General features: G+C 69.3%; 24 protein-coding genes. 14 read left to right on the top strand and 10 right to left on the bottom strand.

The genetic code is table 11. The annotated features are described in order from the left end of the window. Positions 1-14: 14 nt before the first annotated feature. The 4 genes from JOD67_RS06150 (at position 15) to JOD67_RS06165 (ending at position 4,094) form a co-directional block, all read left to right on the top strand. Positions 15-716: a hypothetical protein gene (locus tag JOD67_RS06150; RefSeq protein WP_205116131.1), complete on the top strand. Its 702-nt coding sequence runs from the start codon at positions 15-17 to the stop codon at positions 714-716. Positions 717-924: 208 nt separating this feature from the next. Continuing rightward, complete coding sequence (locus JOD67_RS06155; protein ID WP_205116132.1) at positions 925-1,728, top strand: Cof-type HAD-IIB family hydrolase; 804 nt, start codon at positions 925-927, stop codon at positions 1,726-1,728. A gap of 36 nt (positions 1,729-1,764) precedes the next feature. Then, positions 1,765-2,340: an ArsR/SmtB family transcription factor gene (locus JOD67_RS06160; RefSeq protein WP_205116134.1), complete on the top strand. Its 576-nt coding sequence runs from the start codon at positions 1,765-1,767 to the stop codon at positions 2,338-2,340. Continuing rightward, positions 2,337-4,094: an ABC transporter ATP-binding protein gene (locus tag JOD67_RS06165; RefSeq protein WP_205116136.1), complete on the top strand. Its 1,758-nt coding sequence runs from the start codon at positions 2,337-2,339 to the stop codon at positions 4,092-4,094. Before JOD67_RS06160 ends, JOD67_RS06165 begins: the two co-directional genes overlap by 4 nt. 46 nt (positions 4,095-4,140) lie before the next feature. On the opposite strand, the gene JOD67_RS06170 is transcribed toward JOD67_RS06165, so the two are convergent. Both JOD67_RS06170 and JOD67_RS06175 read right to left on the bottom strand, forming a co-directional pair. Further along, on the bottom strand, positions 4,141-6,039 hold the full coding sequence (locus JOD67_RS06170) for a PPC domain-containing protein (protein WP_205116138.1): 1,899 nt from the start codon (positions 6,037-6,039) through the stop codon (positions 4,141-4,143). A gap of 213 nt (positions 6,040-6,252) precedes the next feature. Beyond that, the gene (locus tag JOD67_RS06175) at positions 6,253-7,737 is read right to left on the bottom strand and encodes a hypothetical protein (RefSeq protein WP_205116140.1); all 1,485 of its coding nucleotides are present in this window, start codon (positions 7,735-7,737) and stop codon (positions 6,253-6,255) included. A 292-nt stretch (positions 7,738-8,029) separates the two neighbouring features. Between JOD67_RS06175 and JOD67_RS06180 the strand changes: the two genes are divergently transcribed. Both JOD67_RS06180 and JOD67_RS06185 read left to right on the top strand, forming a co-directional pair. Beyond that, positions 8,030-8,230: a hypothetical protein gene (locus JOD67_RS06180; RefSeq protein WP_205116142.1), complete on the top strand. Its 201-nt coding sequence runs from the start codon at positions 8,030-8,032 to the stop codon at positions 8,228-8,230. An 832-nt stretch (positions 8,231-9,062) separates the two neighbouring features. After that, positions 9,063-9,683: a bacterial proteasome activator family protein gene (locus tag JOD67_RS06185; RefSeq protein WP_205116143.1), complete on the top strand. Its 621-nt coding sequence runs from the start codon at positions 9,063-9,065 to the stop codon at positions 9,681-9,683. On the opposite strand, the gene JOD67_RS06190 is transcribed toward JOD67_RS06185, so the two are convergent. The 6 genes from JOD67_RS06190 to JOD67_RS41725 form a co-directional block, all read right to left on the bottom strand. Then, on the bottom strand, positions 9,680-10,264 hold the full coding sequence (locus JOD67_RS06190; RefSeq protein WP_205116144.1) for a hypothetical protein: 585 nt from the start codon (positions 10,262-10,264) through the stop codon (positions 9,680-9,682). The genes JOD67_RS06185 and JOD67_RS06190 overlap by 4 nt on opposite strands. Continuing rightward, positions 10,261-10,953 (bottom strand): hypothetical protein, encoded by a 693-nt coding sequence (locus JOD67_RS06195; RefSeq protein ID WP_205116145.1) that lies wholly within the window; start codon positions 10,951-10,953, stop codon positions 10,261-10,263. Before JOD67_RS06195 ends, JOD67_RS06190 begins: the two co-directional genes overlap by 4 nt. A 344-nt stretch (positions 10,954-11,297) precedes the next feature. Further along, the gene (locus tag JOD67_RS06200; protein ID WP_205116146.1) at positions 11,298-12,002 is read right to left on the bottom strand and encodes a hypothetical protein; all 705 of its coding nucleotides are present in this window, start codon (positions 12,000-12,002) and stop codon (positions 11,298-11,300) included. A gap of 70 nt (positions 12,003-12,072) precedes the next feature. Beyond that, entirely contained in the window at positions 12,073-13,050 is a 978-nt protein-coding gene (locus JOD67_RS06205; protein WP_205116147.1) for an NAD(P)H-quinone oxidoreductase, read from the bottom strand. Then, positions 13,050-14,147, bottom strand: a complete 1,098-nt coding sequence (locus tag JOD67_RS06210; protein WP_239553740.1) for a potassium channel family protein — start codon at positions 14,145-14,147, stop codon at positions 13,050-13,052. Before JOD67_RS06210 ends, JOD67_RS06205 begins: the two co-directional genes overlap by 1 nt. Before the next feature lie 13 nt (positions 14,148-14,160). Next, positions 14,161-15,042, bottom strand: a complete 882-nt coding sequence (locus JOD67_RS41725) for an NTP transferase domain-containing protein (RefSeq protein ID WP_205116149.1) — start codon at positions 15,040-15,042, stop codon at positions 14,161-14,163. 37 nt (positions 15,043-15,079) lie between these two features. Here JOD67_RS41725 and JOD67_RS06220 point away from each other — a divergent pair, with 37 nt between their 5' ends. From JOD67_RS06220 to JOD67_RS06230, 3 genes are read left to right on the top strand one after another with little or no spacing between them, the layout of a single operon-like run. Next, positions 15,080-15,883 carry a carbon-nitrogen hydrolase family protein gene (locus JOD67_RS06220; RefSeq protein ID WP_205116150.1) on the top strand — a complete coding sequence of 268 codons (804 nt, stop codon included), beginning with the start codon at positions 15,080-15,082 and terminating at the stop codon, positions 15,881-15,883. A gap of 46 nt (positions 15,884-15,929) precedes the next feature. Next, on the top strand, positions 15,930-16,697 hold the full coding sequence (locus JOD67_RS06225; RefSeq protein ID WP_205116151.1) for a WecB/TagA/CpsF family glycosyltransferase: 768 nt from the start codon (positions 15,930-15,932) through the stop codon (positions 16,695-16,697). Between the two features lie 41 nt (positions 16,698-16,738). Next, entirely contained in the window at positions 16,739-18,115 is a 1,377-nt protein-coding gene (locus tag JOD67_RS06230; protein ID WP_205116152.1) for a hypothetical protein, read from the top strand. Here JOD67_RS06230 and JOD67_RS06235 read toward each other — a convergent pair. Further along, positions 18,112-19,077, bottom strand: a complete 966-nt coding sequence (locus JOD67_RS06235) for a phosphotransferase family protein (protein WP_205116153.1) — start codon at positions 19,075-19,077, stop codon at positions 18,112-18,114. The two genes, JOD67_RS06230 and JOD67_RS06235, sit on opposite strands and share 4 nt — an antisense overlap. Positions 19,078-19,213: 136 nt before the next feature. On the opposite strand from JOD67_RS06235, the gene JOD67_RS06240 reads away from it, so the two are divergent. The 4 genes from JOD67_RS06240 to JOD67_RS06255 all read left to right on the top strand — a co-directional run bounded on the left by JOD67_RS06240 (position 19,214) and on the right by JOD67_RS06255 (position 23,425). Beyond that, positions 19,214-20,635, top strand: coding sequence for an ApeA N-terminal domain 1-containing protein (locus JOD67_RS06240; RefSeq protein ID WP_205116154.1), 1,422 nt, complete (start codon positions 19,214-19,216; stop codon positions 20,633-20,635). Between the two features lie 180 nt (positions 20,636-20,815). Further along, a complete protein-coding gene (locus tag JOD67_RS41730) occupies positions 20,816-21,454 on the top strand; it encodes a TetR/AcrR family transcriptional regulator (RefSeq protein WP_205116155.1) in 639 nt (212 codons plus the stop codon). Between the two features lie 13 nt (positions 21,455-21,467). Continuing rightward, positions 21,468-22,340, top strand: a complete 873-nt coding sequence (locus tag JOD67_RS06250; RefSeq protein ID WP_205116156.1) for an alpha/beta fold hydrolase — start codon at positions 21,468-21,470, stop codon at positions 22,338-22,340. A 20-nt stretch (positions 22,341-22,360) separates the two neighbouring features. Then, on the top strand, positions 22,361-23,425 hold the full coding sequence (locus tag JOD67_RS06255) for a WD40/YVTN/BNR-like repeat-containing protein (RefSeq protein ID WP_239553742.1): 1,065 nt from the start codon (positions 22,361-22,363) through the stop codon (positions 23,423-23,425). On the opposite strand, the gene JOD67_RS06260 is transcribed toward JOD67_RS06255, so the two are convergent. Continuing rightward, positions 23,412-24,632, bottom strand: a complete 1,221-nt coding sequence (locus JOD67_RS06260; protein WP_307782294.1) for a CynX/NimT family MFS transporter — start codon at positions 24,630-24,632, stop codon at positions 23,412-23,414. The two genes, JOD67_RS06255 and JOD67_RS06260, sit on opposite strands and share 14 nt — an antisense overlap. A 32-nt stretch (positions 24,633-24,664) precedes the next feature. Here JOD67_RS06260 and JOD67_RS06265 point away from each other — a divergent pair, with 32 nt between their 5' ends. Next, complete coding sequence (locus tag JOD67_RS06265; protein WP_205116160.1) at positions 24,665-25,330, top strand: FadR/GntR family transcriptional regulator; 666 nt, start codon at positions 24,665-24,667, stop codon at positions 25,328-25,330. Positions 25,331-25,344: the final 14 nt, after the last annotated feature.

The following is a 25,344-nucleotide window of genomic DNA, read 5'->3' on the forward strand; positions in this document are numbered from 1 at the left end:
TAAGGTGCGTCCCCGTGCCAAGAGACCGCAGGATTCTCGCCCTCGCGTTCGCTGCCGCCGCGCTGACCGCGCTCGCCGGCTGCGGCTCCGGCGACGACCCGAAGCCGGCGGCCGCCGCGCAGGAGGTCAAGGCCAAGCCGACGAAGGAAGCGCCCGCCGCCAAGCCGCGACTCGAACCCGAGCTGCTGAAGAGTGCCGTGGACAAGTCGGTACTCCGTGCCAAGGACATCGGCCACAAGGTCGAGGTGCAGGACCAGGACGACAGCCTCGATGTGCCGACCAACGACATCTGCGCCAAGGAGTGGAAGAGCAACGGCTTCCGCGTGGCGCGGCATCAGGACTTCTTCTGGAAGGACGCCGAGGTCGCCGAGCTCGTCGTGAGCACCGAGGTGGTCGCCTACGAGCCCGGGCAGGCCAAGGCCGCGCTCGCCGAGATCGAGAAGGCCATCGGCGACTGCGACGGCTGGAAGCACGACCAGGGCGAGATGGACAAGGTCGCGGTCACCGCGGCGCCGGACGGCGCGCTCGCGGAGTCGTTCGCCTGGAAGGGCGTCGACGAGCGCAAGGACGGCGACTACAACTACCTCGCGACCTACCAGGTACGCGGCGACCTGCTGAGCGCCGTGTACGTGTGGGCGGACGACAGCTCCGATGCCAAGGAGATCGCCGGCGACCTGACCGAGAAGGCCGCCGAGCGGCTGGAGAAGTCCGGCTGATTTAGGGGAAACCCGCGGGTCGACTGTTGTCATCGCCGGGCCGGTACCGGGTGTTCACCGCGCTCCTGGTCTGGTGTGGCGTCCGGAGGGGATCCTTTGGACCTTCCGCCGGCCGCGATTCGCGGCCGGCGGACTGACGTTCGAGGCAGGTCGCGCGGGAGGGGATCCTTGTTTCGGTGCGGCAGGTGGCGGTTGGCAGGATGGAGGGGTGACCGACCGGCCCAAGCTCGTTGTCAGTGACCTCGATGGAACGTTGCTCCGCACGGACGGGACGGTCTCCGACCGGACCCGCCGCGCGCTGGCGAGGGTGGAGGAGGCCGGCTCGACGGTGATCTTCGCGACCGGCCGCCCGACCCGCTGGATGCACGCCGTCGCCGAACAGTCCTGCCACAAGGGCATCGCGATCTGTTCCAACGGCGCGATCGTCTACGACCTGCACACCGAGGAGATCCTCGAACGCCATCCGCTCGCCCGCGAGGCCGGCATCGCCGTCATCGAGGCGATCCGGGCCGCGATCCCCGGCGTGAGCTTCGGCGTCGAGCATGGTGACCAGTTCGCGCACGAGGCCGCGTACGTCCTGCACTTTCCCATCGACGACAAGCGCGTCGACACCTACGTCGCCACCGTCGACCGGATGTGGGAGAAGCCCGCGTACAAGCTGCTCGTCCGGCACGTCGACTACGACCCGGACACGCTGCTCGCCAAGGCGCGCGACGTTGCCGGCGAGCTGGCCGAGCTCACCCACTCCAGCCGCAGCGGCCTGCTCGAGGTCTCCGCCCGCGGCGTGTCCAAGGCGTCGACGCTCGCGCTGTGGTGTTCCGAGCGGGGGATCGCGCAGGAGGAGGTCGTCGCGTTCGGCGACATGCCGAACGACCTGCCGCTGCTGGCCTGGGCCGGCACCGCGTACGCCGTCGCGAACGCGCACCCCGAGGTTCGCGCGGCCGTCTCCCGAACGTGTCCGAGCAACAACGAGGACGGCGTCGCGCAGACGCTGGAGCAACTCTTCGCCTGATTGACAATGGTTCTTTCGAAAGACTACTTTCGCAACATGGCTTTCGATGACGAGGCGCGTAAGGCACTCGACGCGCGGGCGATCCGTGCCCTCGCGCACCCGCTCCGGATCCGCATCCTCGACCTGCTGGACGAACGGCCGCCGCTCACCGCCACGGAGATCAGCGAGATCGTGGGCGAGAGCCCGGCGAACTGCTCGTTCCACCTCCGCACGCTCGCGAAGTACGGCTTCGTCGAGGAGGCCGGCGGCGGCACCGGGCGCAACCGGCCGTGGCAGCGTCCCTCTGGCTCGATCTTCATCGACGACGCCGACGCGGACCCGGAGACCCGTACCGCCGCGAGCGCGTTCCATGCCGTCAAGCGGGAGGCGACGTTCCGCAAGGTCGCGGAATGGGAGGAACGCCACCACTCCTATCCGGGCGAGTGGAGCAAGGTCGGGTTCACCTCGGAGATCAACACGGCGCTGACCGCGGCCGAGCTCAAGGAGGTCGGCCAGAAGATCTTCGACCTCGTCATTGGCATCCACGAGAGCCGCGAGACGCCGCCGGATGCCGAACGGGTCGCGATCTACGCCTGGGGATTCCCGCTCGGCCGGCCGAAGGGGGAGTCATGAGGTCGTTCGCGCTCGCCGTGAGGCTCGTCTGGGCCGCGGGTGGGACGGCGTTCGCCGTCGTGGTCGCCCTCTTCGCGATCTCCGGCCTCGGCATCGTCGCGCTCGTCTTCTTCGGCAACGCGCTGCTCGGCGAGCTGGTCGGCGGCGACCCGTCCGAGCGGACCGTCGGCCTCGTCGTCGCTGCGCTCGTCACCGCGGCGCTGGTCTCGTTCGCCACCGCGACCGGTGCGGGCATGCACAAGCTGCTGATCGAACGCACGATCCGGTACTGCAACGAGATCCTGCTGCGGCTCACCATCCAGGCTCCGCTGCGAGAGTTCGACGACCCGCGCTTCCACGACCGGCTCGAACGTGCCGAGCGCGCGGTCCAGGCGAGCCCGATGATCGTCGCGATGGCCGTACCCCAGATCATCGGCGCGCTCGTCAGCGTGGCCGGACTCGCCGCGGGACTGTTCGTCATCCACCCCGCGCTCGTGCCCGTCACGCTGCTCGCGAGCGTGCCGCTCTGGCTGGCGGGGCGGATCGCGAGTGATGAGATGTACTCGTTCTCGTTCGGCAACACTCCGGGCGACCGGGCCCGCCACCACATCGGCGACGTCGCCAAGAATCGGCGGCTCGCTCCGGAGGTCCGCGCGTACGGGCTCGGCGGCTTTCTCACGCGGCGGTGGACCGACCTGTACGACGAGCGCCTCGCCGGTGTCCGCGAGGTCGTCGGCAAGCACATCCGCCGGTCGGCGATCGGCAGCGGCGTGGGCATGCTGGTGCTCGGCGGCGTGCTGTTGGTCGTGCTGTGGTTCGTGCAGCGGGGCGACCTTACGGTCGGCGCCGCGGCGACGGCTGCCGTCGCCGTTCTGCTGCTCGCGAACCGTTCGCAGCTTGCCGCCACGCAGCTCGCCCACGTTCTCGAGCACGGCAAGTACTTCAACGACTTCGTCGAGCTCCGCGACTGGGTCGGCGGTTTGCGTCCGCAACCGGCAGTTGACACTCGTCCGTTCCGTCAACTGCGGGTTGACGATGTCACGTTCACCTATCCGGGCGCCAAGCAGCCGGCGCTACGGCAGCTGACCGCCAGCATCGACGAGGGCGAGGTCGTCGCGATCGTCGGGCAGAACGGATCTGGCAAGACCACGTTGGTGAAACTGCTCTCCGGCCTGTACGAACCGACCGAGGGCACGGTCACCTGGGACGGCACGCCCGTCGCACAGCTCGCCGGCGACGGCGGCCTCGACCAGGTCGGTGTCGTGTTCCAGGACTTCGGGCGGTACTGGTTCTCCGCCGCGGAGAACATCGGCCTCGGCGCCCCCGACCGCATCACCGACACGAGCGCGATCCAGGCGGCCGCGACGGAGGCCGGAGCCGCAACGTTCCTCGACAAGCTGCCGCAGGGCTTCGACACCCCGCTCGGCGTCGAGGTCGATGGCGGCGCGGACCTGTCCGGCGGCCAGTGGCAGCGCGTCGCGATCGCCCGGGTGCTGTTTCGCCAAGCCACGTTCCTCATTCTCGACGAGCCGACCGCCTCGTTGGACGCCGAAGCCGAAGCGGCCCTGTTCGAGACGCTCCGCGAGCTCAGGCACGGCCGGACCGTCGTGATCATCTCGCACCGCTTCTCGACCGTACGTTCCGCCGACCGCATCCTCGTCATGCACGAGGGCAGGGTGGTCGAGCAGGGTTCGCACGAGGAGCTGATGGCCGCGGACGGTCGGTACGCGCGGATGTACCGCCTGCAGTCCAGCGCGTACGTCGACGTCGCCTGAGCAGACGAAACGGCCCGCCCCGAGGGGCGGGCCGTTCCACTCCGATCTACTTGCTGGTCAGGCCGAACGCGATGCGGTTCAGGCTGTCCTCGGTGCCGGTGAAGCCCTCGAACAGCGAGAACACGTCACTCGACAGATCGGCGTCCGGGTCGTCGGCCGTGCCGCCGATGTTGTCCGGACCCACGCCGTACATGCCGGCGAAGTCGCCGCCCTCGTCCATGACGTTCTTGACGGCGTTCGTCGAGTCCGTGTGCCAGCTGCCGAGGTAGTGCCCGGCCTCGTGCGACACGATGTTGCCGATCGCCGTACCCACGAACGTGATCCGGTTGCTCGCCGGCGTCAGGTACGTGTTCAGCGAGTACTCCGGACCCGCCGGGTCGCTGATCGCGTCGAGCAGCACCAGCGCGGTCTCCTCGTGCCCGAAGTTGCCCGGGTCGATGGACTGCGCGATGCCGATCGTGTTGATGCCCGACTCGGCGATCGTGCCACCGACGACGACGCGGCTCACGTTCACGTTGCCGAACGTGTCCGGGTTGTCGGCGGAGTTGCGCACGACGATCTTCGCCTTGCCGTTCTTCGCCAGCGAGTCGCTGCCGAGGTTCTCCTTGACGGTCTTCACGATCTGCTTGACGACCGCCGGCTCGTCGGCGCGGGTGAGGCCCCACCGTCCGAGGAACGCGCGGAACGGGCTGAGCGTACGGACGCCCGGACCGCCCACGACGTTGGTGTTCAGCCGCTGGCCGTCGAAGTCGAGGAACAGCGTCTGCGGCTTCGCCTCCTTCTCCAGCGGCGGTCGGTAGGCCTCGACCGTCACGTCGTACAGGCCTTCGCCCTCGGTGATCGCGATCGAGTGCATGCCCGCCACCGCGGCGACATGGTCGGCGAGCGCGTTGCCGCCACCCGGCAGCGACGTGTTCGCCGGCATGATCGACGACGCGTCCTGGCTGGAGCCCATGACCTGCTTGCCCGACGGGTCGAACAGGTCGATGTGGCTCGCGCCGTTCTTCACCGTGACACCGAGGACGTCACCCGGGCGCAGCGGCACCGAGTAGTAGTCGACGTCCGCGGTACGCGAGGTGATCGTCAGCTGGTACGCGCCTTCCTCGTCGGCACCGGGGCCGCTGCCGGAGTCGAACGGGTCCTCGGGGATCGAGAGGAAGCCCGCGACCTCGACGTAGTAGACGCCGGTCTTCGGAGCCGTGAAGCGCAGCAGGCTGTCGAACGTCGAGGCGTTCTCGTCGTCGTTCCCGGCGAGGAAGTTGCCCTCGGCGTCCCAGATCTCCACGATCGAGTCGGCCAGGCCGCGGCCGTCGACGTCCGCGACGATCTGCTTACCTGCCTGGACCTCGATCTTGTAGAAGTCGAAGTCGCCCGAACCCGAGCCGGCGCTGCCGTGCGGGCCGTCGCCGATCGTGCCGGTCGTACGGATCGCACCGCGCGAACCCTCGATGCCGGTGTCGCGAGCCAGCGGGATCGAGCCGTCGTCCTCGGTGTTCGGGCTGAGCGCCGAGATCGGAACGACCTGGTGCGAGAGCTGGCCGAGGATGCGGGCCTTGGGGTTCTTGCCCTTGGCGGTGCCGAACTTGTTCACGACCTCGGCGTCGGCCTGGCTGTCGTTCCCGCCGTAGATGCCGGCGGGCTCCTCCTCGTCGTGCAGGATCGGCTGTTGCGCGGCCGCACCTGCGTTCGCCCGCACCTTGGCCTTCTGCTGGGCCCGGGTCTTCGACTTGTACGCCAGGGCGCGGTCCCAGCCAGCGAAGTCCAGCTTGTCCCGGTCCTTGACCAGCGCGAGGTACGGGTTCGGTCCGCTCGGTGCCTTGCCTGGAGCGGCTTTCGCGGCTCTCTGATAGCCGCGGTCGGCCACGTCGGTGCCATCGTCAGGCGCTGCCGACGCGAACGCTGGAGTGATGAGGGCCACGGCACCGATCGCCACGGCGAAAGACATGGATCTCCTGCGCACTGCGGGGCTCCCCCCGGTCGGGTCCGCGGCGTCCTTGCCGCGAACAGGACGAATTCCGGCGGCGCTCGTCTGGGTACGGCGGACCGATCCGCCGGAATGGTTGTCCCGGCCCCCCGACCAAGAGGTGGTCTCCCACCACCCCCGGCACACAGAAGATCACCGAGAGCGTCCGTTGTCGCGGCTCTCGTCCGGTTGCGGTCAGCTGACCGGAGCGGGAGCGCGCTGCGGCTCGTTCTGCTCGGGCTCGTCGGTGGTCGGCTCGTTCCGGCGCCGGATCCGCTGCAGGATCGTGTCGAAGAACGCGGCCAGCAGGCACACACGGAGGATGAGGATGACGAGGGTCGGCAGGTCCTCGATGAGGTGCCGGAACACCACCCAGAACGCGCCGCCGCGGTCGCCGATCAGGTGCGTGAGGCCGACGAAGCCCCACTCGACGCCCGCCTCCATCGCGCGCATCGAGACCGCGAGCAGGACGAAGAGCAGCGGTCCCGCCTGCCAGACGAGGCGGAGCGCGTTCACCAACGGCACCCACTTGCCGCGCCGGCCGCTGGTGTAATGGTCGACGAGGAACTTCACCTCGCCGGGCAGCCGGTTGAAGCGGTGCTGGAACTGGCTCAGCACGGTGGAGTTGGCGACGATGTCGCGTTCGCGGTCCAGGACGTGGCCGTAGATGACACAGGTGATCGCGAGCCAGATCAGCGGGTAGAGGAACGCGTCCTTCGCGTCGGGCAGGTAGACCATCGCGTGCTCGATGCCGGTGACGACCCAGTCGAACGGCGCGAAGACCCCGCGGATGGTCTCCTTCAGCTGCTGGAGCTCGACCCAGAAGACCCTGGTGTGCAGCCACTCGGGCACGTTCGCGAGGAGCCGGCTCAGGCCGACGACGGCGTAGAAGAGGTAGGAGACCTCGAAGAAGATCGCGAGCAGCCGGATCACCCGCTTGCCCGGCACCTCCTTGTCGACCAGCCACCAGAGGATGCGCTTGAGCAGATAGGCGGTCACGGCGGCGATCGCGGCCGCGTACATCACCTCGGGGCCCTGGTCGGGGACGCGGGACCAGGTCTGCATGGCCTCGTAGATGAGGTCGCTGAGGTACTGGTCGATCACGCCCCAGGTCGCGTAGAACGCGAGGAACGGCACGGCGGCGACGATCACGAAGTCGATGAACGTCGGCTCGTCCCGACCGTCGGGCTCCTCGTCGTTGTCGAGGTTGATCTCCGGCTGCGGTGGCGGGACGGCCTGGTCGGGAGTGGCGACCGGCATGGGGGCGAGGCTCTGGTCGGTGTCCGTACGGAACCCGAACATCCCACCGATGCCGCGCCGCCTTGCGTGCCGGCCCCGGGCCGGCTCGGGCGCGGAGACCACGGCGGCGACCACCCGGTCGGCCTCGCGCTGCATGATCCGCAGGTGCCTGAGGCCGGGCATCGCCTCTCGGAGCGCGAAGAACATCGCGATGGTCGCGGCGATCTGGACGAGCATGGAGAGCGCGACGCAGCCGAACGCCAGGACGCTCGCGAGGCCGTCGGGGATAGCCTCCCAGCGGTTGGCCCGTGCCGCGAGCATCATCGTGAGGCGCGAGCCGGCGCCGCCGATCAGCCCCCAGACCAGGAGGGCAGGCCAGTACCGCACCGCGAAGTGCAGCGCGCGGCGCAGTGGCTCGAGGTAGATGCGAACGGTTTCCATGCCGGCGGTCAGTATCGCAAGCTGGTCTGCATGCTGGGGCGGCTCGTCCTTCAGTCTGGGCGGCCGGCTACGGACTGCGTGTGCCGAACTACGGCGTGCGAGGTGTAGATCGTGGTGTCAGTGGGCAGAGAGCGAGCTACAGGGAGCTTTGCCTGGGGCCCGTTGGACAACGAAATGGCGTCGATTTGATTTCTGTGCAACCGAACGGCTTGCCAGTTCGTCTAACGGTCGAGTGCTTGCGGTGTTTGCGCTCAGGTAGGTCCGCGGGGTCTGGTCGAGGCAGGTGGTCGTAGTGAACGTGGAGTACGCCCAGCGAGTCCGCCGACTAGCCCGCCTACGCATCCGCGCCGAAGTAGCCCGCCGCCGCGCGGAGCGCCTGCAAGCCACCCGTACGACGGGCAAGTCGAGCGCAGCCAACACCGCCGCCGAACCGGCCCTGATCCGCCCCCGCCGCGCCCGCCACGCCGACCAAACCCAACGCGCCACCAGCTGACCTCCCCCACCCCGCGCCCTGCTTGGGCCGGGGTGTCCCCATGCCCGGACCGAGGTTGCCGCCTCGCGCCCATCACGCGCTTGGGTCGGGGGCACCCTTGTCCGGACCTATGGGACCGGGGTGCCCCCGACCCAACCAAACCCTGCGCCCAACACCCAAAGTCACGACGCGAAACGTGGGTGACGGGGATGACGACGGAACCCCCGGCTCCATCTGAGCCACAAGAGACCCGGGGCCCCACAAGCCAACGCGAGCACGGCAACAAACCCCAGCAAGAAGGAACCTCCCCCGGGACACCTGTTCCGGGGGCGGGGGCGGCGCGTGAAAAACAGGTGGCCGGGCCGGGGCGAGTCAAGGGCCGCAAAGCGGTCGCGAAGCGACGTCGCCCCGTCTGCGAAGCCGCCGCGACGCCCTTGACGCGCCCCGGACCGGCCACCACACTCGACCGCCGCCACAGTCCCCGAGAGCACCAACCCCCGGAGAGATCTCATCGAGGACCGCACCAAGACAGCACCGTACCCAGAAGAGCTTCGCCAAGAGAGAACCGAGCCCCGCCCGTGATCATGAACGTGATCATGAAGCCCAACCCGTCGTATACGACCAGTTCAGCTTCATGATCACGTTCATGATCACCGCGGCAAGGCGTGCCTAGGGATGGGGTCGCCTTTGGATGAAGGTGCCCTTCATCCAAACCTCCCGTCGGCGCAGTCGGCCCGCACAGACCAGCCGGGGTGGTCACTGTCGACGGTCACCGCACAGCCGACGGTGACGGCCTGCAGCGGGCTCGCGGCCCTCGTTCGCCCTCCAACTGCCGAGGGGGAAGGATGGGGGCATGACCGAGTCGCAGCACAGCCCGGAGGCGGGGCAGGACACCGACGAGCGTGACGAGCGCAAAGAGCGCGCTGAGACGCCGCGGGTGGTGATTGTGGGGCCGGACGGGATGGCTGTCGAAGGGCCGCCGCAGACCAAGGCCCAGCACGAGGACGACGGGGACGAGCACGAGCCTTCGGTCACCGACCTGGTCGAGCAGCCCGCGAAGGTCATGCGGATCGGCAGCATGATCCGCCAGCTGCTCGAGGAGGTGAAGGCCAGCCCGCTGGACGAGCCCTCGAGACAGCGGCTGCGCGAGATCCACAAGTCCTCGATCGCCGAGCTCGAGCAAGGCCTCGCGCCCGAGTTGGTGGACGAGCTGAAGCGCCTCACGCTCCCGTTCGACGACACGACGGTCCCGAGCGAGGGAGAGCTCCGCGTCGCCCAGGCCCAGCTCGTCGGCTGGCTCGAAGGCCTCTTCCAAGGCATCCAGACCGCCCTGTTCGCCCAGCAGATGGCCGCCCGCGCGCAGCTCGAGCAGATGCGCCGCGCGCTGCCGCCCGGCGTCGCGCTGCCGCCGCACCTGCAGCAGCAGGTCGACCAGCAGGAGCCGGAAGGCCCCGGCGGAGGCATGTACCTCTAGGGAACGAACCGAGCCCAGACCTCGGCTTTACCGGGCTTGTCGCTCTTCTTCCCGAGCGACACCTCGGCCAGCAGGTTCTTCGCGTCCGCGGGGAGCAGGAACGTCGGCACGATCGTGTACCACTTGCCGGCCTGCGGCTTCTCTTTGCCGGACGCGGACAGGCACTCCGGCGGCGCGGTCAGGCCGAGGTCGTCACCGCTGCCGCCGAAGGACGGGCCGTTCGGATCCCAGTAGCGGTTGGTCGCCGGGTCCCGGAGCCGCACCTCGCACTTGGGCGTGTTCATCGTGACGCCGGCGTCGAGCTTGAACGACACGTAGACCGCCGCGTAGTGGATGCCGTCCTTGCGCGGCGGCTTCTTCTTGCCGTTCGCGTCCACCGCCGCCCGCGGATCCTCGATGCGGTTGAGCCGCCAGGTCACCCCGTTCGCGTGGATGGTGTCCTTCGCCGGCACCTGCTTGACCGTGCCGATCGCCGCCGCCCGGAGCGGCAGGTCGTCCCAGGTCTCGATGACGACGTACGCGGGCAGCAGGAGCAGCAGTGCCGCGAACCGCCAGACGTTCCGGCGCAGCCACTGGATCACGACGACTCCTTGCTCAGGTCGTACGTGGCCACAGCCTTCTCGACGACGTCCGCACCGAGACCGAGATCGATCCGCGCCTGCGACGCGAGCTCAGGCGACGCCGGCGAGACGCTCAGCCACAGCTGCGCGCCGGGGATCTCCTCCGGCGGCACCTCGAACGCCCAGATCCCGGTGAACGCGATGCCCGGCGACGTACCCTCCCCGCCCGGCATGAAGCTGCCGGGGATCCGGTTGCTGGTCCCGTACCTCTTCCCCGCCTTCGACACCAGCGTCGCGCCCTCGAACCGCTCCGGGGCCTTCTGCGCCTGCACCGCCGCCGGCACCACCAGCCAGACGCGGCTGGTCGTACGGACGTCGGGATCGCTGAACGACAGCTCCTTGAACTCGAGCTTCTTCGCCACGAGCGGCTTGTCGACCCGGACCTTGAACGTGTTCGTGGTGACGACCTCGCCGCGTTTGCCCTCGGTCGCGAACGCCGGCATCCGGTCCGACGGCATGACCTCGAGCCGGGACAGCACGACGGTCGCCGCACCGAGCGCGAGAACGACGACGAGACCGACCACGCGGCCGGCGATGCCGGTCTTCGGCTCGGGCTTGCGCCGCGGCCGTTCGGGCGCGGGCGGCTCCACCGGCGGCGGTTGCTGAACGGGCTGCTGCTGAACGGGCTGCTGCCGAACGGGCGGCCGCATCGGCTGCACAGGCTGGACCGGTTGCACGGGAGGCCGAGGCGGCGGCTGGTTCGGGCGCTGCTGGTGCGGCCCGGGCGGAGCCTGCGGCGGTCCCAGTGGCGGTCGCTGTGGCTGACCCTGTGGCTGACCCTGCGGCCGCGGTCCCTGAGGTGGTCCCTGCGGAGGCGCCGGCCGGTACGGCTGCGGCGGTTGCGGTTGGTACCGAGGCGTCGGCTGGGCCGGACGGTTGGGCGTCGGCCCCATCGGCGGCCGGTTCGGCGGCCCCGCAGGCCCGTTCGGCGGGAACCCGGGCCCCTGACCGGGCGGACCGGGCGGGCGGGACGGAGGCGGGGGCGGCTGCTGGCTCACAGCGTGTCGTCCTCGGGCTCCATCTTCAGCGTGACCGGCAGCTCCATCGCCGCCACGCCAGAACCGCGCAGCCACTTGTTCTCCCGCTTCAACGTGGTCAGCGGCGCGAACTCGTAGTCGTTGATCTCGATCTTCACGTTCTTCATCGGCTCGATCTTGCGGTCGATGTCCCACGCGAACGTCACCTCGGCCGGAACCCCCGGATTGAGGTCGGACAGGTACTCCAGATCCGTCCCGACGTACATGTTGTTGGCCCGGTCGTCGGTGAGGACCGGGATGACGTCGTTCTCGACCATGTCGACGAGCAGCTCACCCGCGTCGGTGTTCTCCGACTCCTCCGACGCCTTGAGCGCGGGAACGGTGATCGCGTTCTTCAGCTCCGACGCGTCCATCGGCTCGTCGTTCTTCACCACCACGGTCGCCCGGACCATCAGGTAGTACGGGTGGCCCTTGTAGCTGATCGCCGGCGACTTGTTGGTGTAGTTGGCGCTGTGCACGGTCACGTCCAGCGGCCCCAGCTCGACCTTCGCCCCCACCTTGGTCTCCGCCGGCCCCACCTCGGTCGAGGTGTTGAACCCGCCGAGCAGCGCGGTCAGCACGATCAGGGGCGTGACAACTGCCGCGACGACCCCCGCGGATTTCGGGTGGTTTCGCACGAACTGATGCAGTCTCGAGCTGATGATCCAGCGCCACAAGAACACGTTCGGAGATGGTACGTGCCTTTCCTGAGGCTCGCCTCCTGCCGTCCACAGGGCAGGCGCGAAGCGCCCCTCAGACGGAGAGCAGCACCTTCCCCACGTGCTCGCTCGCCTCGATCACCCGGTGCGCCTCGGCCGCCTCCGCCAGCGGCAGAACGCGGTCCACGATCGGCTTCAGATGGCCCTCGGCGACCAGCGGCCACACGTTCTCGCGCACGCTCGCCACGATCGCGGCCTTCTCCGCCAGCGGCCGCATCCGCAGCCCCGTCGCGAGGACGGCAGCCCGCTTCGCCATCAGCGCACCGAGGTTCAGCTCGGCCGTCGCGCCCTTCTGCAGCCCGATCACGACCAGCCGCCCGTTCGTCGCGACCGCCTCGAGGTTGCGGGACAGGTACGCCGCACCCACCACGTCGAGGATCACGTCCGCGCCGTGCCCCGAAGTCGCCGAAAGCAGCTCCGCGACGAAGTCAGAGGCCTGGTAGTTGATCGCCGGATCCGCGCCCAGCTCGCGACACCGCTCGGCCTTCCAGTCCGACCCCACCGTCGCCGCCACGCGTGCTCCGAGCGCCCGGGCCAGCTGGATCGCAGTCGTCCCGATGCCACTCGCCCCGCCATGCACCAGCAGCGTCTCGCCCTGCTGCAGACCCGCGAGCATGAACACGTTCGACCACACCGTGCACACGGTCTCCGGCAGCCCAGCCGCGTCGACGAGCGAGACCCCGTCGGGCTTGGGCAGCACCAGCCCAGCCGCGACGGTGACCTGCGAGGCGTACCCACCGCTCGGCAGCAGCGCGCAGACCTCGTCGCCGACCCCGAAGCCGTCCACACCCGCACCGAGCGCGGCGATCCGCCCCGAGCACTCCAGCCCGATCAGCTCCGAAGCCCCCGGCGGCGGCGGATAGCGACCCTCGCGCTGGGAGATGTCCGCCCGGTTCACGCCCGCGGCGACGACGTCGATCAGCACCTCGCCCTCGCCGGCGACCAGGTCCGGTACGTCAGCCAGCGCGAGCACCTCGCGTCCGCCCGGCGAACGGGCGACGACCGCGCGCATCAGTCGTCGTCCTCGTCGGAATCGGCGCCCGGTCGGGGCGCCCACGGCTTCTCCTCCGCCGGCCGAACGACGACGACCTTGTCCCCGCGGATCAGCTGCGCGACGGTCGGATCGAAGTACGAGTGCACCTCGCCCTCGCGTACGACCGCCACCGCGACGTCGTCCAGCTCGCGCGGCGACTTGCCCTCCTCGCGCGGCAGCACGGCCCGTTCGGCGACCTCGAGGCCCTCGCCGTACGTCAGCAGGTCCTCCAGCACGACGCCGAGCGCCGGGCTCACCGTCGACAGGCCGAGAATCCGGCCGACCGCGTCCGACGACGGAACGACGACGTCGGCACCGCTCTGCCGGAGCAGGCGGATGTTCTCGCCCTCGCGGACCGCGACCACGATCGTGGCGTCCTGGTTCAGCTGCCGCGCGGTCAGCGTCACGAGCACCGCGGTGTCGTCGCGGTACGTGGTGACGATGATCCGTTCGGCGCCCTCGATCTCCGCGCGCCGCAGCACGTCCGTCCGCGTCCCGTCCCCGACGACGCCGCCGAGGCCGAGCGCGTTCGCTTCCTGGATCGCCTCGGTATGCGGGTCGACGACGACGATGCGCCGCTTGTCGACGCCGCCGTTGATCAGCGTGTCGACCGCGCTCCGGCCCTTGGTGCCGAAGCCGATCACGACTGTGTGGTTCTGCAACCGTCTCCTCCAACGCGCGATCATCCACTGCTCGCGGCTTCGCGTCGCGAGGACCTCGATGGTCGTACCGACCAGGACGATCAGGAACATGATCCGCAGCGGCGTGATCAGCAGGACGTTCACCAACCGCGCCGGCGGGGTGGCCGGCGTGATGTCGCCGTAGCCGGTGGTCGTGAGGCTGACCGTCGCGTAGTAGAAGCAGTCCAGCAGGCTGAGCGGCTCTTCGCTCGCCGCGTCCCGGTAGCCGTCCCGGTCGAGGTAGACGACCAGCACCGCAAAGCCGAGCAGCGAGAGCGCGACCGCCATCCGTACGAGGATCTGCCGCAACGGCGCGGCGTCGCCCTGCGGGAGCCGGATCGGGATGAGCTCGCGGACCGTCCGGCGGGCGGCGGCGATCGGATGATGTGACGACATGGCGTGGCTGAATCTAGTCAGCAGCCGAGGGTGACCAGTGGCTGGCCGCCTCCGACGCGATGCGCGAACACTCGGCGACCTGGTCGGCTCCGCCGCCGCGCAGTGCCGCCGCGTACCCGACCAGGAACGTCGTCAGCGGGGCGGCCGGCCGGTCCACCGAGTGGGCGGCGTCGCGGGCGAGGTCGAGGAGGCCGTGGACGTCGACGTCGAGTCCTTCGATGCCGAGATCGGCGCAGAGTTGTGCGGTCCAGTCATCCAGCAGCATGCCTCGATGATGACCGGCCGCGCGCCGGATCCGCGCGAGGTCCTCCGGGGTGTCGGCATCCTGGGCCTGGATCGGCGCCGGAACGAGCGTGGGCCGGAGCAGGTCGAGCAGCAGCCGGACCGGCCTTCCGGTCGGGTCACCCAGCTCGGTGAGCGCGGCGAGGAGCGCGGCGCGTGGGTACGCGGCCGCGAGCGGCTGCGGCTGGCCCGCCTGGTCGGCGAGCACGGCTGGCGCGGCGGCGACCAACGCGTTCACGGTCTCGGGGTCGAGGAGCGGCATGTCACCGGCGAGAACGACCACCACCTCGGCGCCCGACAGGCCCAGCGCGGCGACGCCCGCCGCCACCCCGGCCAGCGGGCCGGAGCCGGGCGGTTCCTCGCGCGCCCACCTCACCGCCCCAACTCGTTTCGAATCAGGGACGCCCTCTGTCGATCTATTCGATACAGGGACGCCCTCATGCGAAACGGGACGGCGCGGGCCGACGACCACGCGGACGCGGGCGCCAGCACCCGCCGCGAGAACGCGGTCGAGCATCGACTCGCCCGCCACCTCGAGCAGCACCTTGTCCGTACCACCCATACGTCGCGAACCGCCGCCGGCGAGCACGACGAGGTCATAAGAGATACCCACGGGATCAGCCTGCCCCTAGGCCGGGCACACTGTCTGCGTGCGTGCCGTCGTGGTCCAGTTCGCGGCGGGCCTGGACAAGTCCGAAAACCTCGAGACGATCCAGCGCCTGGCCCGTGACTCGGCGTCCGTGCACCCCGACCTGGTGGTGCTCCCCGAGGCCGCGATGCACGACTTCGGCCGCCAAGACCTGCCGCTCGCGCCGGTCGCGGAGCGCCTGGACGGCCCGTTCGTCGACACACTCTCCCGCCTGGCGAAGGAGCTCGGCAGCACGGTTGTCGGCGGCATGTTCGAGGCCGTTCCGGACGACCCCGACCTCGTCTACAACACCCTCGTCGCGCTCGGTCCCGACGGCGAGCTGGCCGGCGCGTACCGCAAGATCCACCTGTACGACGCGTTCGGCTACCAGGAGTCCGCCCGGCTCGCGCCCGGCTCGGGTGAGCTGGTGACGCTCGCCGTCGGCGAGCACCGGGTCGGCCTGCTGACCTGCTACGACCTGCGCTTTCCCGAGCTCACCCGCAAGCTCGCCGGCGACGGAGCCGACGTGCTCGCGATCGCCGCGGCGTGGCTGGCGGGGCCGCTCAAGGAGGACCACTGGACGACGCTCGTGCGCGCCCGTGCGATCGAGAACACGTCCTACGTCCTCGCGTCGGCCCAGTGTGGGCGGGCATACTGCGGCCGCAGTATGGTCGTCGACCCAACGGGGACAGCAGTGAGTGCGCTGGCGGCGGAACCGGGTTGGACGAGTGCGGACGTCAGTGCCGAGCGCGTTCAGTCCGTCCGTCTTATCAACCCGACCCTGGCTCATCGCAGGTTCGGCATCGAGGGTGGGGACGCTCCGTGACATACTCGTCGCAATACATGCGTACCGGACACGGGAGTGAAGCGGCATGGCGCTGGTGAGCGAGCAGCGCAGGGTGCGTGTCCTCGGCGTACCTGTGGACGCCGTGGACATGCGGGGCACCCTCGACTGGGTCGAGCAACGGGTCCGCACCCGGGTCCCGGGCGTTCACCTGTGCGTCAACGCGGCGAACGTGATCCGCGCGACCGACGACCCCTCCTATCGCGAGCTGCTCGAGAAGAGCGACCTGATCGGCTCCGACGGCCAGCCGTTCGTCTGGGCGGCAAAGCTGCTCGGCGAGCCGCTGCCCGGCCGGGTGGCCGGCATCGACCTGATGGAACGCGTCCTCGAGAAGGCCCGCGACAACGGCTGGGGCGTCTACCTGCTCGGCGGCAAGAACGAGGTTGTCGGCCGGCTTGCCACCAAGCTGACGGCTGACGGCGTCAAGATCGCCGGCTACCGCAACGGCTACTTCTCGCCCGAGGACGAGGCCGAGGTCATCGAGCACGTGCGCTCCAGCGGCGCCGACGTGCTGTTCGTGGGCATGCCGACGCCGATGAAGGAGCAGTTCATCGCGCGCTGGGCCAACAAGGCCGAGGTGCCGGCGTGCATCGGCGTGGGCGGGAGCTTCGACGTTCTCGCGGGCGACCTGCGCCGCGCGCCGGCGACGATGCAGCGGCTCGGGCTGGAGTGGCTGTTCCGGCTGCTGCAGGAGCCGCGCCGGCTGTTCGTTCGCTATGCGGTCACCAACACGCGCTTCTGCGTGCTGGTCGCGCGCGCCATGTTGCAACGCCGCCGCGAGTCCGGCAGGTCGTGATGTCACCCGAGCACGAGGAAGGCCGGCACCGAGCAGGACGCGTGCCGCCGCCTTCCTCGTTACCGGGGCAACCCTGGGAACGGGGCGCCGACCTGTCCAACAACCGCTGGGAGGCGTCGTCCTCGGCGAGCGAGCCGCGACCGCCCTGGGAGACCAGGGAACCCCGCGAACCGCTGCCGAACCCGTACGCCCGGCCGATCTCCGCCACGCCGCCCGAGCCGGAGCGGCCCAGGTCACCGTGGTCGCACGCCGGTCCGGTCGAGACCGACGACGAGGACGAGCCGGACGCGCCCGCGGCTGAGGACGACGAGGCCGCCGAGTTCGACGACGCTGACGATGTCTCCGACGAGGACACCGAAGCCGACGACCTCGAGGACGCCGACGAGGACGAGGTGCCGGCGCCGACGTTCGAGGCGGAGGACGAGAACGACGAGTCCGATGACGAGCCCGCGCCCCACCGGGCCGGTGGAGTCGTGATCGGCATCGGGATCGGCCTCGGCGTGCTGCTCGCGGCGGGTGGCGTCGCCGGCCTCACCGCACGTGAAGGCCTGTTCGGACTGGCCAGTCTGGCGGTCGCGGCCGTCGTGGTCGCGATCCTCACCGCGGTCGCCGTACGCCGCGGCATCGGCGGCGACTGGCGGATCGCCGGCGTGCTCGGTGTGGTCGCTGGCCTCGCGGTCGCCGGCCGCGACTTCGGGCCGTCCTGGCTGCCGTCGGTGCTGATCGTCTACGCGGCCACGGTCGGTGGCATCGCCGCGATGCTGCTGACGCGGCCCGTACGCAAGCTCACCAGCCTGGTATTCGAGTACGGCATCGCGATCCTCTGCTCGCTCGCCGGCGCGGGCGCCGTCGCCGGCATCCTCGGGACCGCCGACGTCGGACGTACGACGCGCTCGGCCACGATCGTCGCCGCCATCACGGTCGCGCTGGTCCTCGCCATCGGCATCCGGACCAGGCTGACCGAGCGCGAGACCACGGGCGGCGAGTTCGTCTTCATCGGACTGTTCGTCGCGGCCGTGGTCGTCGCCGCCGCGGCGACCGGTGTGATCACCGCCAGCGAGACCCCGTCGATGCTGAGCCGGACGCTGGACGGCGTGTGGGGCGGCGTCTTGCTGATCGCGCTCCCGTTCGCGCTCCTGGGTGTCGGCGCGATGGTCCGCGTCTGGACTCCGGCCGGCTGGTGGGTCAGCGCGCCCGCCGCGATCGGCACCTCGATGGTCGCGGCCGTGATCGGCACCGACGGCAGCGTGGTGGTCGGGCCGGTCCTCCTCGGCGCGCTGGGCGGCTGCGTGGCTGGCTTCCTGCTCACCGTTCTCACCGCGCTCGTCGTCGGCATGCGGATGCGCTCGCCGAGCCAACGCGGCCGCCGCCAGATCTGGCGCAACCAGGACGAGCCCGCCCGCCTCGCTGCCCTCTAGATCAGCAGGTCCGCGCAGTCCCACTCGTCGAACGCGTCCAGCAGGCAGGTCAGCTTGGGCAGCCAGTAACTCCGCGCCGCCCCGTCGTGCGCGTCCTGGACCGGCATCAGCGCCCAGTAGACGAGCCCGAACCGGTAGTCGAGCAGCAGATCGTCGAACGCGTACCCGGCAACGCCGTAGCCGACGAGCCGGCGATGGAACTCCCGGAGCAGCTCCCGCTCCCGTCCGCGACGCTGCTCCCGCGTCCAGAACGTCGCCATCAGGTTGACCAGGTCGCCCGCGCCGACGTCGACGCAGCAGCTTTGCCAGTCGATCAGGTAGGCGTGGCCGGTGGTGCGGGGGACGAGGAAGTTCGAGAAGTACGCGTCGCCGTGCAGCAGCGTGAGCCCTCGTCCGTCCGCCACGCGCGGTCCGAGCCAGCGCTCCCAGTACGTCGGCAGGCCGTCGAGGAGGTGCTCGTACGTCTCGTTCGCCTTGCTGGGAAGGTCGTTCCGCACCTTCATCCACGAGGCCCGGCGCCGCTTGGCGTACGGAAGGAAACCCTCCGACTCCGCCGACCAGTACGCGGGCAGGAGCGAACCCTGCAGCGGGTGGTCCCACCAGAACGCCTTCAGCCTGGCGAGGGTGTCGACCACCGCGAGCTGGTCCGCCTCGCTCGGCACGCCTTCGCCCGCGAGGGTGTCGTCGCGGCTCAGCGGTGCGCGGTGGGTCGCCGACAGGTCCTCGAGCACCAGAAAGGGTTCGGCTCCGTCGCCGATCTCGATCGCGCGCGGCACCACCGGCGGGTGGTCGGGCAGGCTGGCGACGAGCCGGTAGAACCCCGCTTCGCCGCGAGCGGCCTCGATGCTCCAGAGCTCGGAGGTGGGCTGCTTCAGGAAGGAAGAACGTGGTTCTCCTGCTGCCCACACCCGAGCCGTCCGCGAGTTGAACGTGCCGAGATCCTCGGCCCACTCGATGTCCACGTCGCACACCCTCCTCGCCTCGCTGCTGGCAGGCAACGCATTTACGCTCTAGTCCGCTTCGGAGTCGCCGTCATGGATCTTCCCAAGGCTTCGGGATAGAGACACCTGCCTGTTCCCGAACTGAGACAATCGCACGATGCCAAAGGCGACTGTGGGGTCACGGTGGAAGCGCGAACCAGTCCCGTCGATATACGGACGTTGGTGGCTACCGTCCGCACCTGACTGGCGCGTGGGTGGTGTCCTGGAGTTCTCAGCGGAAGGCGAGGGGCGCCTTCGCCTAGCCGGCGGCCTGCGGGAAGGACCTGTCTTTGGCGGCGACGAGGTAATTCACGGTAGCTCGGATGAGTTCGGTCCGGTGACGGCGTCGGCAGCGATGCTCTCGCAGAGGTCATCCGGCTTTGGCGGAAAGGATGACGTGGCCAGGGAGGAATGGAACTGCCACACGATCTTTCTCGGCGCACATCTCGACAAGGGAGACCGCGAACCGATCCGATCGGTAAGGCTGTCTACTGCTGGACTTCCATGGTGGGCGGCGAGAGCCACGAGACCACGCCGCGACTACTACGATGACACAGGCTCGATCTCGATAACGATCTCCCAGCCACCTAGCCTTTCGGCGCCGGTCGACGGCGGCAACGTGATGCTGTCCTGGTTCCAGTCATCAAGCGACAGCGCGGTTGCCGCGGAGGTCGCGCTCGAACCAGCGTTGATGTACACGCCAGACAACCACACGACCTTTGAAGCGGTCTGGAAGAGCTTCATCACGCCTGCGCTGTTCCTCATGACGACGCTCATGGGCCGCGGCGATCAGATTACCGAGATTGATGTTGAATGCGATTCGGATCGCCCAGCTCTTGCCAGGGTTCTGAATAGCAGATGGCGCGCACCACTTGGCGAAGTGCCCGAGTCTTCCCCGTTTGGTCTACCACTGGTTCCCTTCGAAGTGTTCGTTAGGCGTTTTCAGGAGATTGTGCCCAGCTGGTTCCGTCTGCACTCCTCGGCGAGCAGCGCCATGCTCGAGTACTTCGGGGCCAAGCTGATTCCTCAGATCTATGTGGAGGAGGCATTCTCCCGCGCTGTTCGCGGAATGGAACTATTTCACCGTGTCCGATATGGTGGCCAGATCCTGAGCGACGATGCCTTCAATGACCTCTTGTTTAAGGTTAAGGGCTCCCTATCGGGAGAGGCTAGACGGTTGGCGATGATGCGCCTCCAGTATGCGAACGATTTGACTCAGAAGAATCGACTGGATGCGATGATCGAGCTATCAGGGGACATGGTAGGCGCGACCGTAGACAACTTTAGGAAGTTCTCGCGGCGCGTAGTCGATCAAAGGAACGTCATGACGCACGGCGGTGACAGGTCGCTAACCTCCAGTCACATGTACTGGGCGACTAACGTGATTGATGTCGTCTACCATGCTGTGATCCTAGGAAATCTAGGGTTCTCGGAATCTGACGTCAATTCGGCAATTGCGGATTGGCGTACGTGGCTGGGTGTCGTATCCCTCGCCAATGTCTGGGTCGCAGAGGCAAACGGAGTAGAACTCGCAGACTAGGTTGGGCGGGCATTCAGGTGTGACGCTGCGGTGCCCGATGAGGGCGAGGCTCAAAGTCGCAGGCGTACGCCCATCTCGAAGGGCCTGTGCCGAGGTCCTCGGCCCACTCGATGTCCACGTCGCACACCCTCCTCGCCTCGCTGCTGGCAGGCAACGCAGTTTCCGTGATAGAAACGAAACGTGTCGTTTCCTAATCCGTCTCCGCGCGGCCGACCACGCGACGGGGCGCGGGAGAGCGCGATCCTCGACGCCGTTCTCGCCGAGGTCGCCGAGGTCGGGTACGAGCAGGTGACGATCGAGGCGGTGGCCCGCCGGGCCGGCGCGTCCAAGGCCACGATCTACCGGCGCTGGAACGGCAAGCGCGACCTCGTCGTGGCCGCGGTCTCCGCGCACCAGGGCGGCGAGCTGGCGCCCGTGGACACCGGCACGCTCCGCGGCGATCTTCTGGTCCTCTGCCAGCGCCTCGTCGCCACGCTCGCGAGCACGCACGGCAGCCTGATCCTCGCGCTCCTCCAGGGCTCCGCGCGGGACCCGCAGCTGGGCGACCTGATCGAGCAGGGCGCCGGGCAGACCGGAGCCCGCCTGCCCGACGCGGTGCTGCGGCGTGCCGTCGAACGAGGCGAGCTCCCGGCAACAGCCACGACGTACGCGTTCGACGAGGTCGCCGGCTCCGTCCTCATCGTCCGCGCCCTGGTCGGCGCTCCGATGGACGACACGTACCTGACCCACCTCATCGACACGATCCTGCTGCCGGCGCTACGCCACGAGTCCGACGAGCGACCGCCCGGACCCGCGCGCTTCGCCAGCGCGGTGCTCTAGAAGGAGAAAACCCTTGCGTATAGAAGGATTCGACTACCGCACGCTGCCCGGAGCCGGCATCGACCTGAACGTCGCGACAGCCGGCGAAGGCGACCCGATCGTCCTCCTGCACGGCTTCCCGCAGACGCACGTGATGTGGCGCAAGGTCGCCCCGGCCCTCGCCGAGACCCGTACGGTGCTGTGCCCCGACCTGCGTGGGTACGGAGAGAGCGACAAACCCCAAGCCAGCAACGAAGAAACGTACTCCAAGCGCACCATGGCCGCCGACATCGTCAACGCCGTCGAGGCGATGGGCTTCGACAGGTTCGCCGTCGTCGGCCACGACCGCGGTGCTCTCGTGGCGATTCGCCTCGGCCTCGACCACCCCGACAAGGTCACCCACATCGGAACGCTCGACGTCCTCCCGACCCTCGACATGTGGGACGTCCTACACGGCGTGAACGCGGCCGTCGCCTGGCACCTGTACCTGATGGCCCAGCCCGCCGACCTCCCGGAACGGATGATCAAGGCGACGGCGAACGCCTTCTTCGCGAGCTTCCTCGACGGCTGGGGCGCCGACGCCGACACGATCCCCGCCGACGTACGGGCGCACTACCTCCAGGCCTCGGCCACGGCCGCCGACTCGATCGTCGCCGACTACCGAGCATCCGCCGGCATCGACGTCGAGCACGACCGCGAGGACCGCGAGAAGGGCCGGAAGCTGACGATGCCGGTCACCGCGGTCCAGCAGGACTGGGGCGCTCAGCTCGGCTTCGACGCCGCCGCGCTCTGGAGCGCCTGGTGCGACGACCTCGACCATCGCTCCGTCCCCTTTGGCCACTTCATGGCGGAACAGGCGCCCGAGGCCATCCTGGAGATCGTCGGACAGCTTCTCAAGCGTCCCTAGGGACGGTACGTTTCGGCGCCATGACCATGCGGCCCTTCGCGCTCGTAGCCATCGCCGCGAGCCTCGTTCTGCTCACCGTGCAACCCGCCTCGGCTGGCGAGCACAAGCACAAGCTCAGCTGGCAGCTCCAGAGCTCCGGCACCACCGCCCAGCTCCGCGGCCTGGATCCGGTCGACCACCGCGTCGCCTGGGCGAGCGGCTCCGCCGGGACAGTGCTGCGTACGGTCGACGGCGGCAAGACCTGGCAGAACGTGTCGCCCAAGGGCCACGGCACCGAAGAGCTCGAGTTCCGCGACATCGAGGCGTTCGACGCCAAGCGCGCGGTGATCCTGTCCATCGGCAACGGCCCGGACTCGCGCATCTACCGGACGAGCGACGGCGGCAAGACCTGGAAGGAGTCGTTCCGGAACGACGTCCAGGCCGCCTTCTACGACTGCCTCGCGTTCTCCGACTCCAAGCACGGGCTGGCGCTGAGCGACCCGGTCGACGGCAAGTTCCGCATCGCCAGCACGAAGGACGGCGGCCGCAGCTGGAAGGTGAACGACCCCAAGCGCATGCCCGCGGCGCTCGAGGGCGAGTTCGCGTTCGCCGCGAGCGGCACCTGCCTCGTTGCCGGCCGTGGCGGGCACGCCTGGTTCGCGACCGGCGGCGGCGCGCAGACCCGGGTGTTCCGCAGCTCCGACGGCGGCCGTTCGTGGAAGGTCACCGCGACGCCGTTCGTGGCCGGTCCGTCGGCGGGGATCTACTCGCTGGCGTTCAAGAACTCGCGCGAGGGCATCGCGGTCGGCGGCGACTACAACGCCGCGACCGCCACCGACCGGATCGCCGCGGTCACCAAGGACGGCGGCAAGACCTGGAAGCTCGCGAAGGACAACCCCGGCGGCTACCGTTCCGGCTCCACCTGGGTCTCCTGGTCGCCGGTCGCGCTCGCGGTCGGCCCGACGGGCAGCGACATCTCGACCGACCGCGGCCGCAGCTGGCGCGAGTTCGACACCGGCTCGTTCGACGCCGTCCAGTGCACGAAGTACGCCACCTGCTGGGCGTCCGGCGAGAAAGGCAGGATCGGCAAGCTCAGCCTGAAGTGAGCTGGTCGTCCACGTAGCGTTCCCGCGACGCCAGCAGACCGAGGATCAGCTGAGGTACCAGCAGTACGAGCAGCACCCAGATCGGCACCGTCCAGCCGCCGGTCGCGCCGTACAGCGCGCCGATCGCGAGCGGACCGGCGGCTGCGACGAGATAGCCGATGCTCTGCACGAAGCTGGACAGGCTGGCCGTGATGTCGCTCGACCGCGACCGCAGGCCGATCATCGTGAGCGCCAGTGGGAACGCGCCCATGCCGATGCCGATCAGCGTGACCCACAGCAGCGAGATCCGGTCGGGCGCGAGCCAGAGACCGAGATAGCCGAGGACGTACATCGAGACGAAACCGATCACCATCGGCGTCTGGTTGCCGAGCTTCACCGCGATGCCGGGCAGTACGAGCGACAACGGGATGCCGACGAGAGGGATCACCGAGAACAGCAGGCCGGCGTGCGCGGCGTCGAGTCCGGCGTCGCGGAAGATCTGCGGGAGCCAGCCGAACATCGCGTACGCCTGCAACGCCTGCAGGCCCATGAACAGCGCGAGCGACCAGGCGAGCGGTGACCTCACGACGCTCGTACGCCGCGTTTCGCCTTGCGTGGTTGGGCGTTGGGCTCCCTTGAGGAGCGGCAAGGTGAGCAGCCCCGCGGCGAGTGCCGCCAGAGCCCAGACGCCGACGCCGACGTGCCAGTCGCTGACCGCCTCGGCGATCGGGACGGTCAGTGCGGCCGGGAGAACGGTGCCGACGGACATCGACGTCGTGTACGCGGCGGTGCCGACGCCGACCCGGTTCGGGTAATGCGCCTTGACGAACGCCGGCAGCAGCACGTTCCCCGCGGCGATGCCCGCGAGCGCCAGAACGGTGGCGACGAAGAACACCGGCGTCGCGTCGAACACCACCCGGATCGCCTGGCCGGCGAAGACCGCGAACGCCGCGACGACGAGCACGGCGTGCAGCCCGAAGCGTCGCGACAGGCCGGCGGCGACCGCGCCGACGCCGGCGAAGCAGAGCACGGGCAGCGTGGTGAGCAGCCCGGCGAGCGCGGCGGACAGGTTCAGGTCGGTGCGGAGCTCGGTGAGGATGGGCGCGATGCTCGCGACGGCGGGGCGTAGGTTGAACGCGAAAGCGATCAGAGCTGCCATCAGCAGCCAACCCGGCCAGGTGGCGCGGGCGGAGCTCACGGGAGACACGACGCGTGGAAGGGCTGACACGTCGGCCAATCGTATGGTCATAGGATGAATTCGTGCCACTAGAGACCACTACTCGGACGAGCCTGGTCGACCAGGTCATCGATCAGCTGCGCGCGCAGGTCGAGGAGGGTGCCTGGCCGGTCGGCGCACGGATCCCGACCGAGCCGGAGCTGGCCAGTTCGCTGGGCGTCGGCCGCAACACCGTGCGCGAGGCGATCCGCGCGCTCGTGCACGCCGGTGTGCTGGAGAGCCGGCAGGGCTCGGGAACCTACGTCCAGGCGCAGACCGAGCTGTCCGGCGTCGTCCGGCGCCGGGTCGCGGACGCGACGACCCGCGACGTGTTCGAGGTGCGGCGTGCGCTCGAGACCGAGGCCGCACGGCTCGCCGCGGCCAGGCGTACGGAGGCCGACATCGCCGCTCTGCGGGCCGCGCTGTCGCGCTGCGAGGCGACTTGGGAGTCGGGCGACGTGGCGGCCTTCGCCCAGGCCGACGCCGACTTCCACCGGGTCGCGGTCGAGGCGTCGCACAACGCGGTGCTGATCGACATCTACGCCGAGCTCGGCGACGCCGTACGTACGGGCGTGGCCACCGTGGCAGCGGACTCCGGCCGGCACGTCGACCACACGCCGATCGTCGCCGCGATCGAGGCGGGCGATGTGGACGCCGCGATGAAGGAAGCCGGCTGCTACCTGTCGGAGTTGCTGACTCAGAACGGCTGAAACCATCACCATGT

Source organism: Tenggerimyces flavus (assembly GCF_016907715.1).
Classification (GTDB): domain Bacteria; phylum Actinomycetota; class Actinomycetes; order Propionibacteriales; family Actinopolymorphaceae; genus Tenggerimyces; species Tenggerimyces flavus.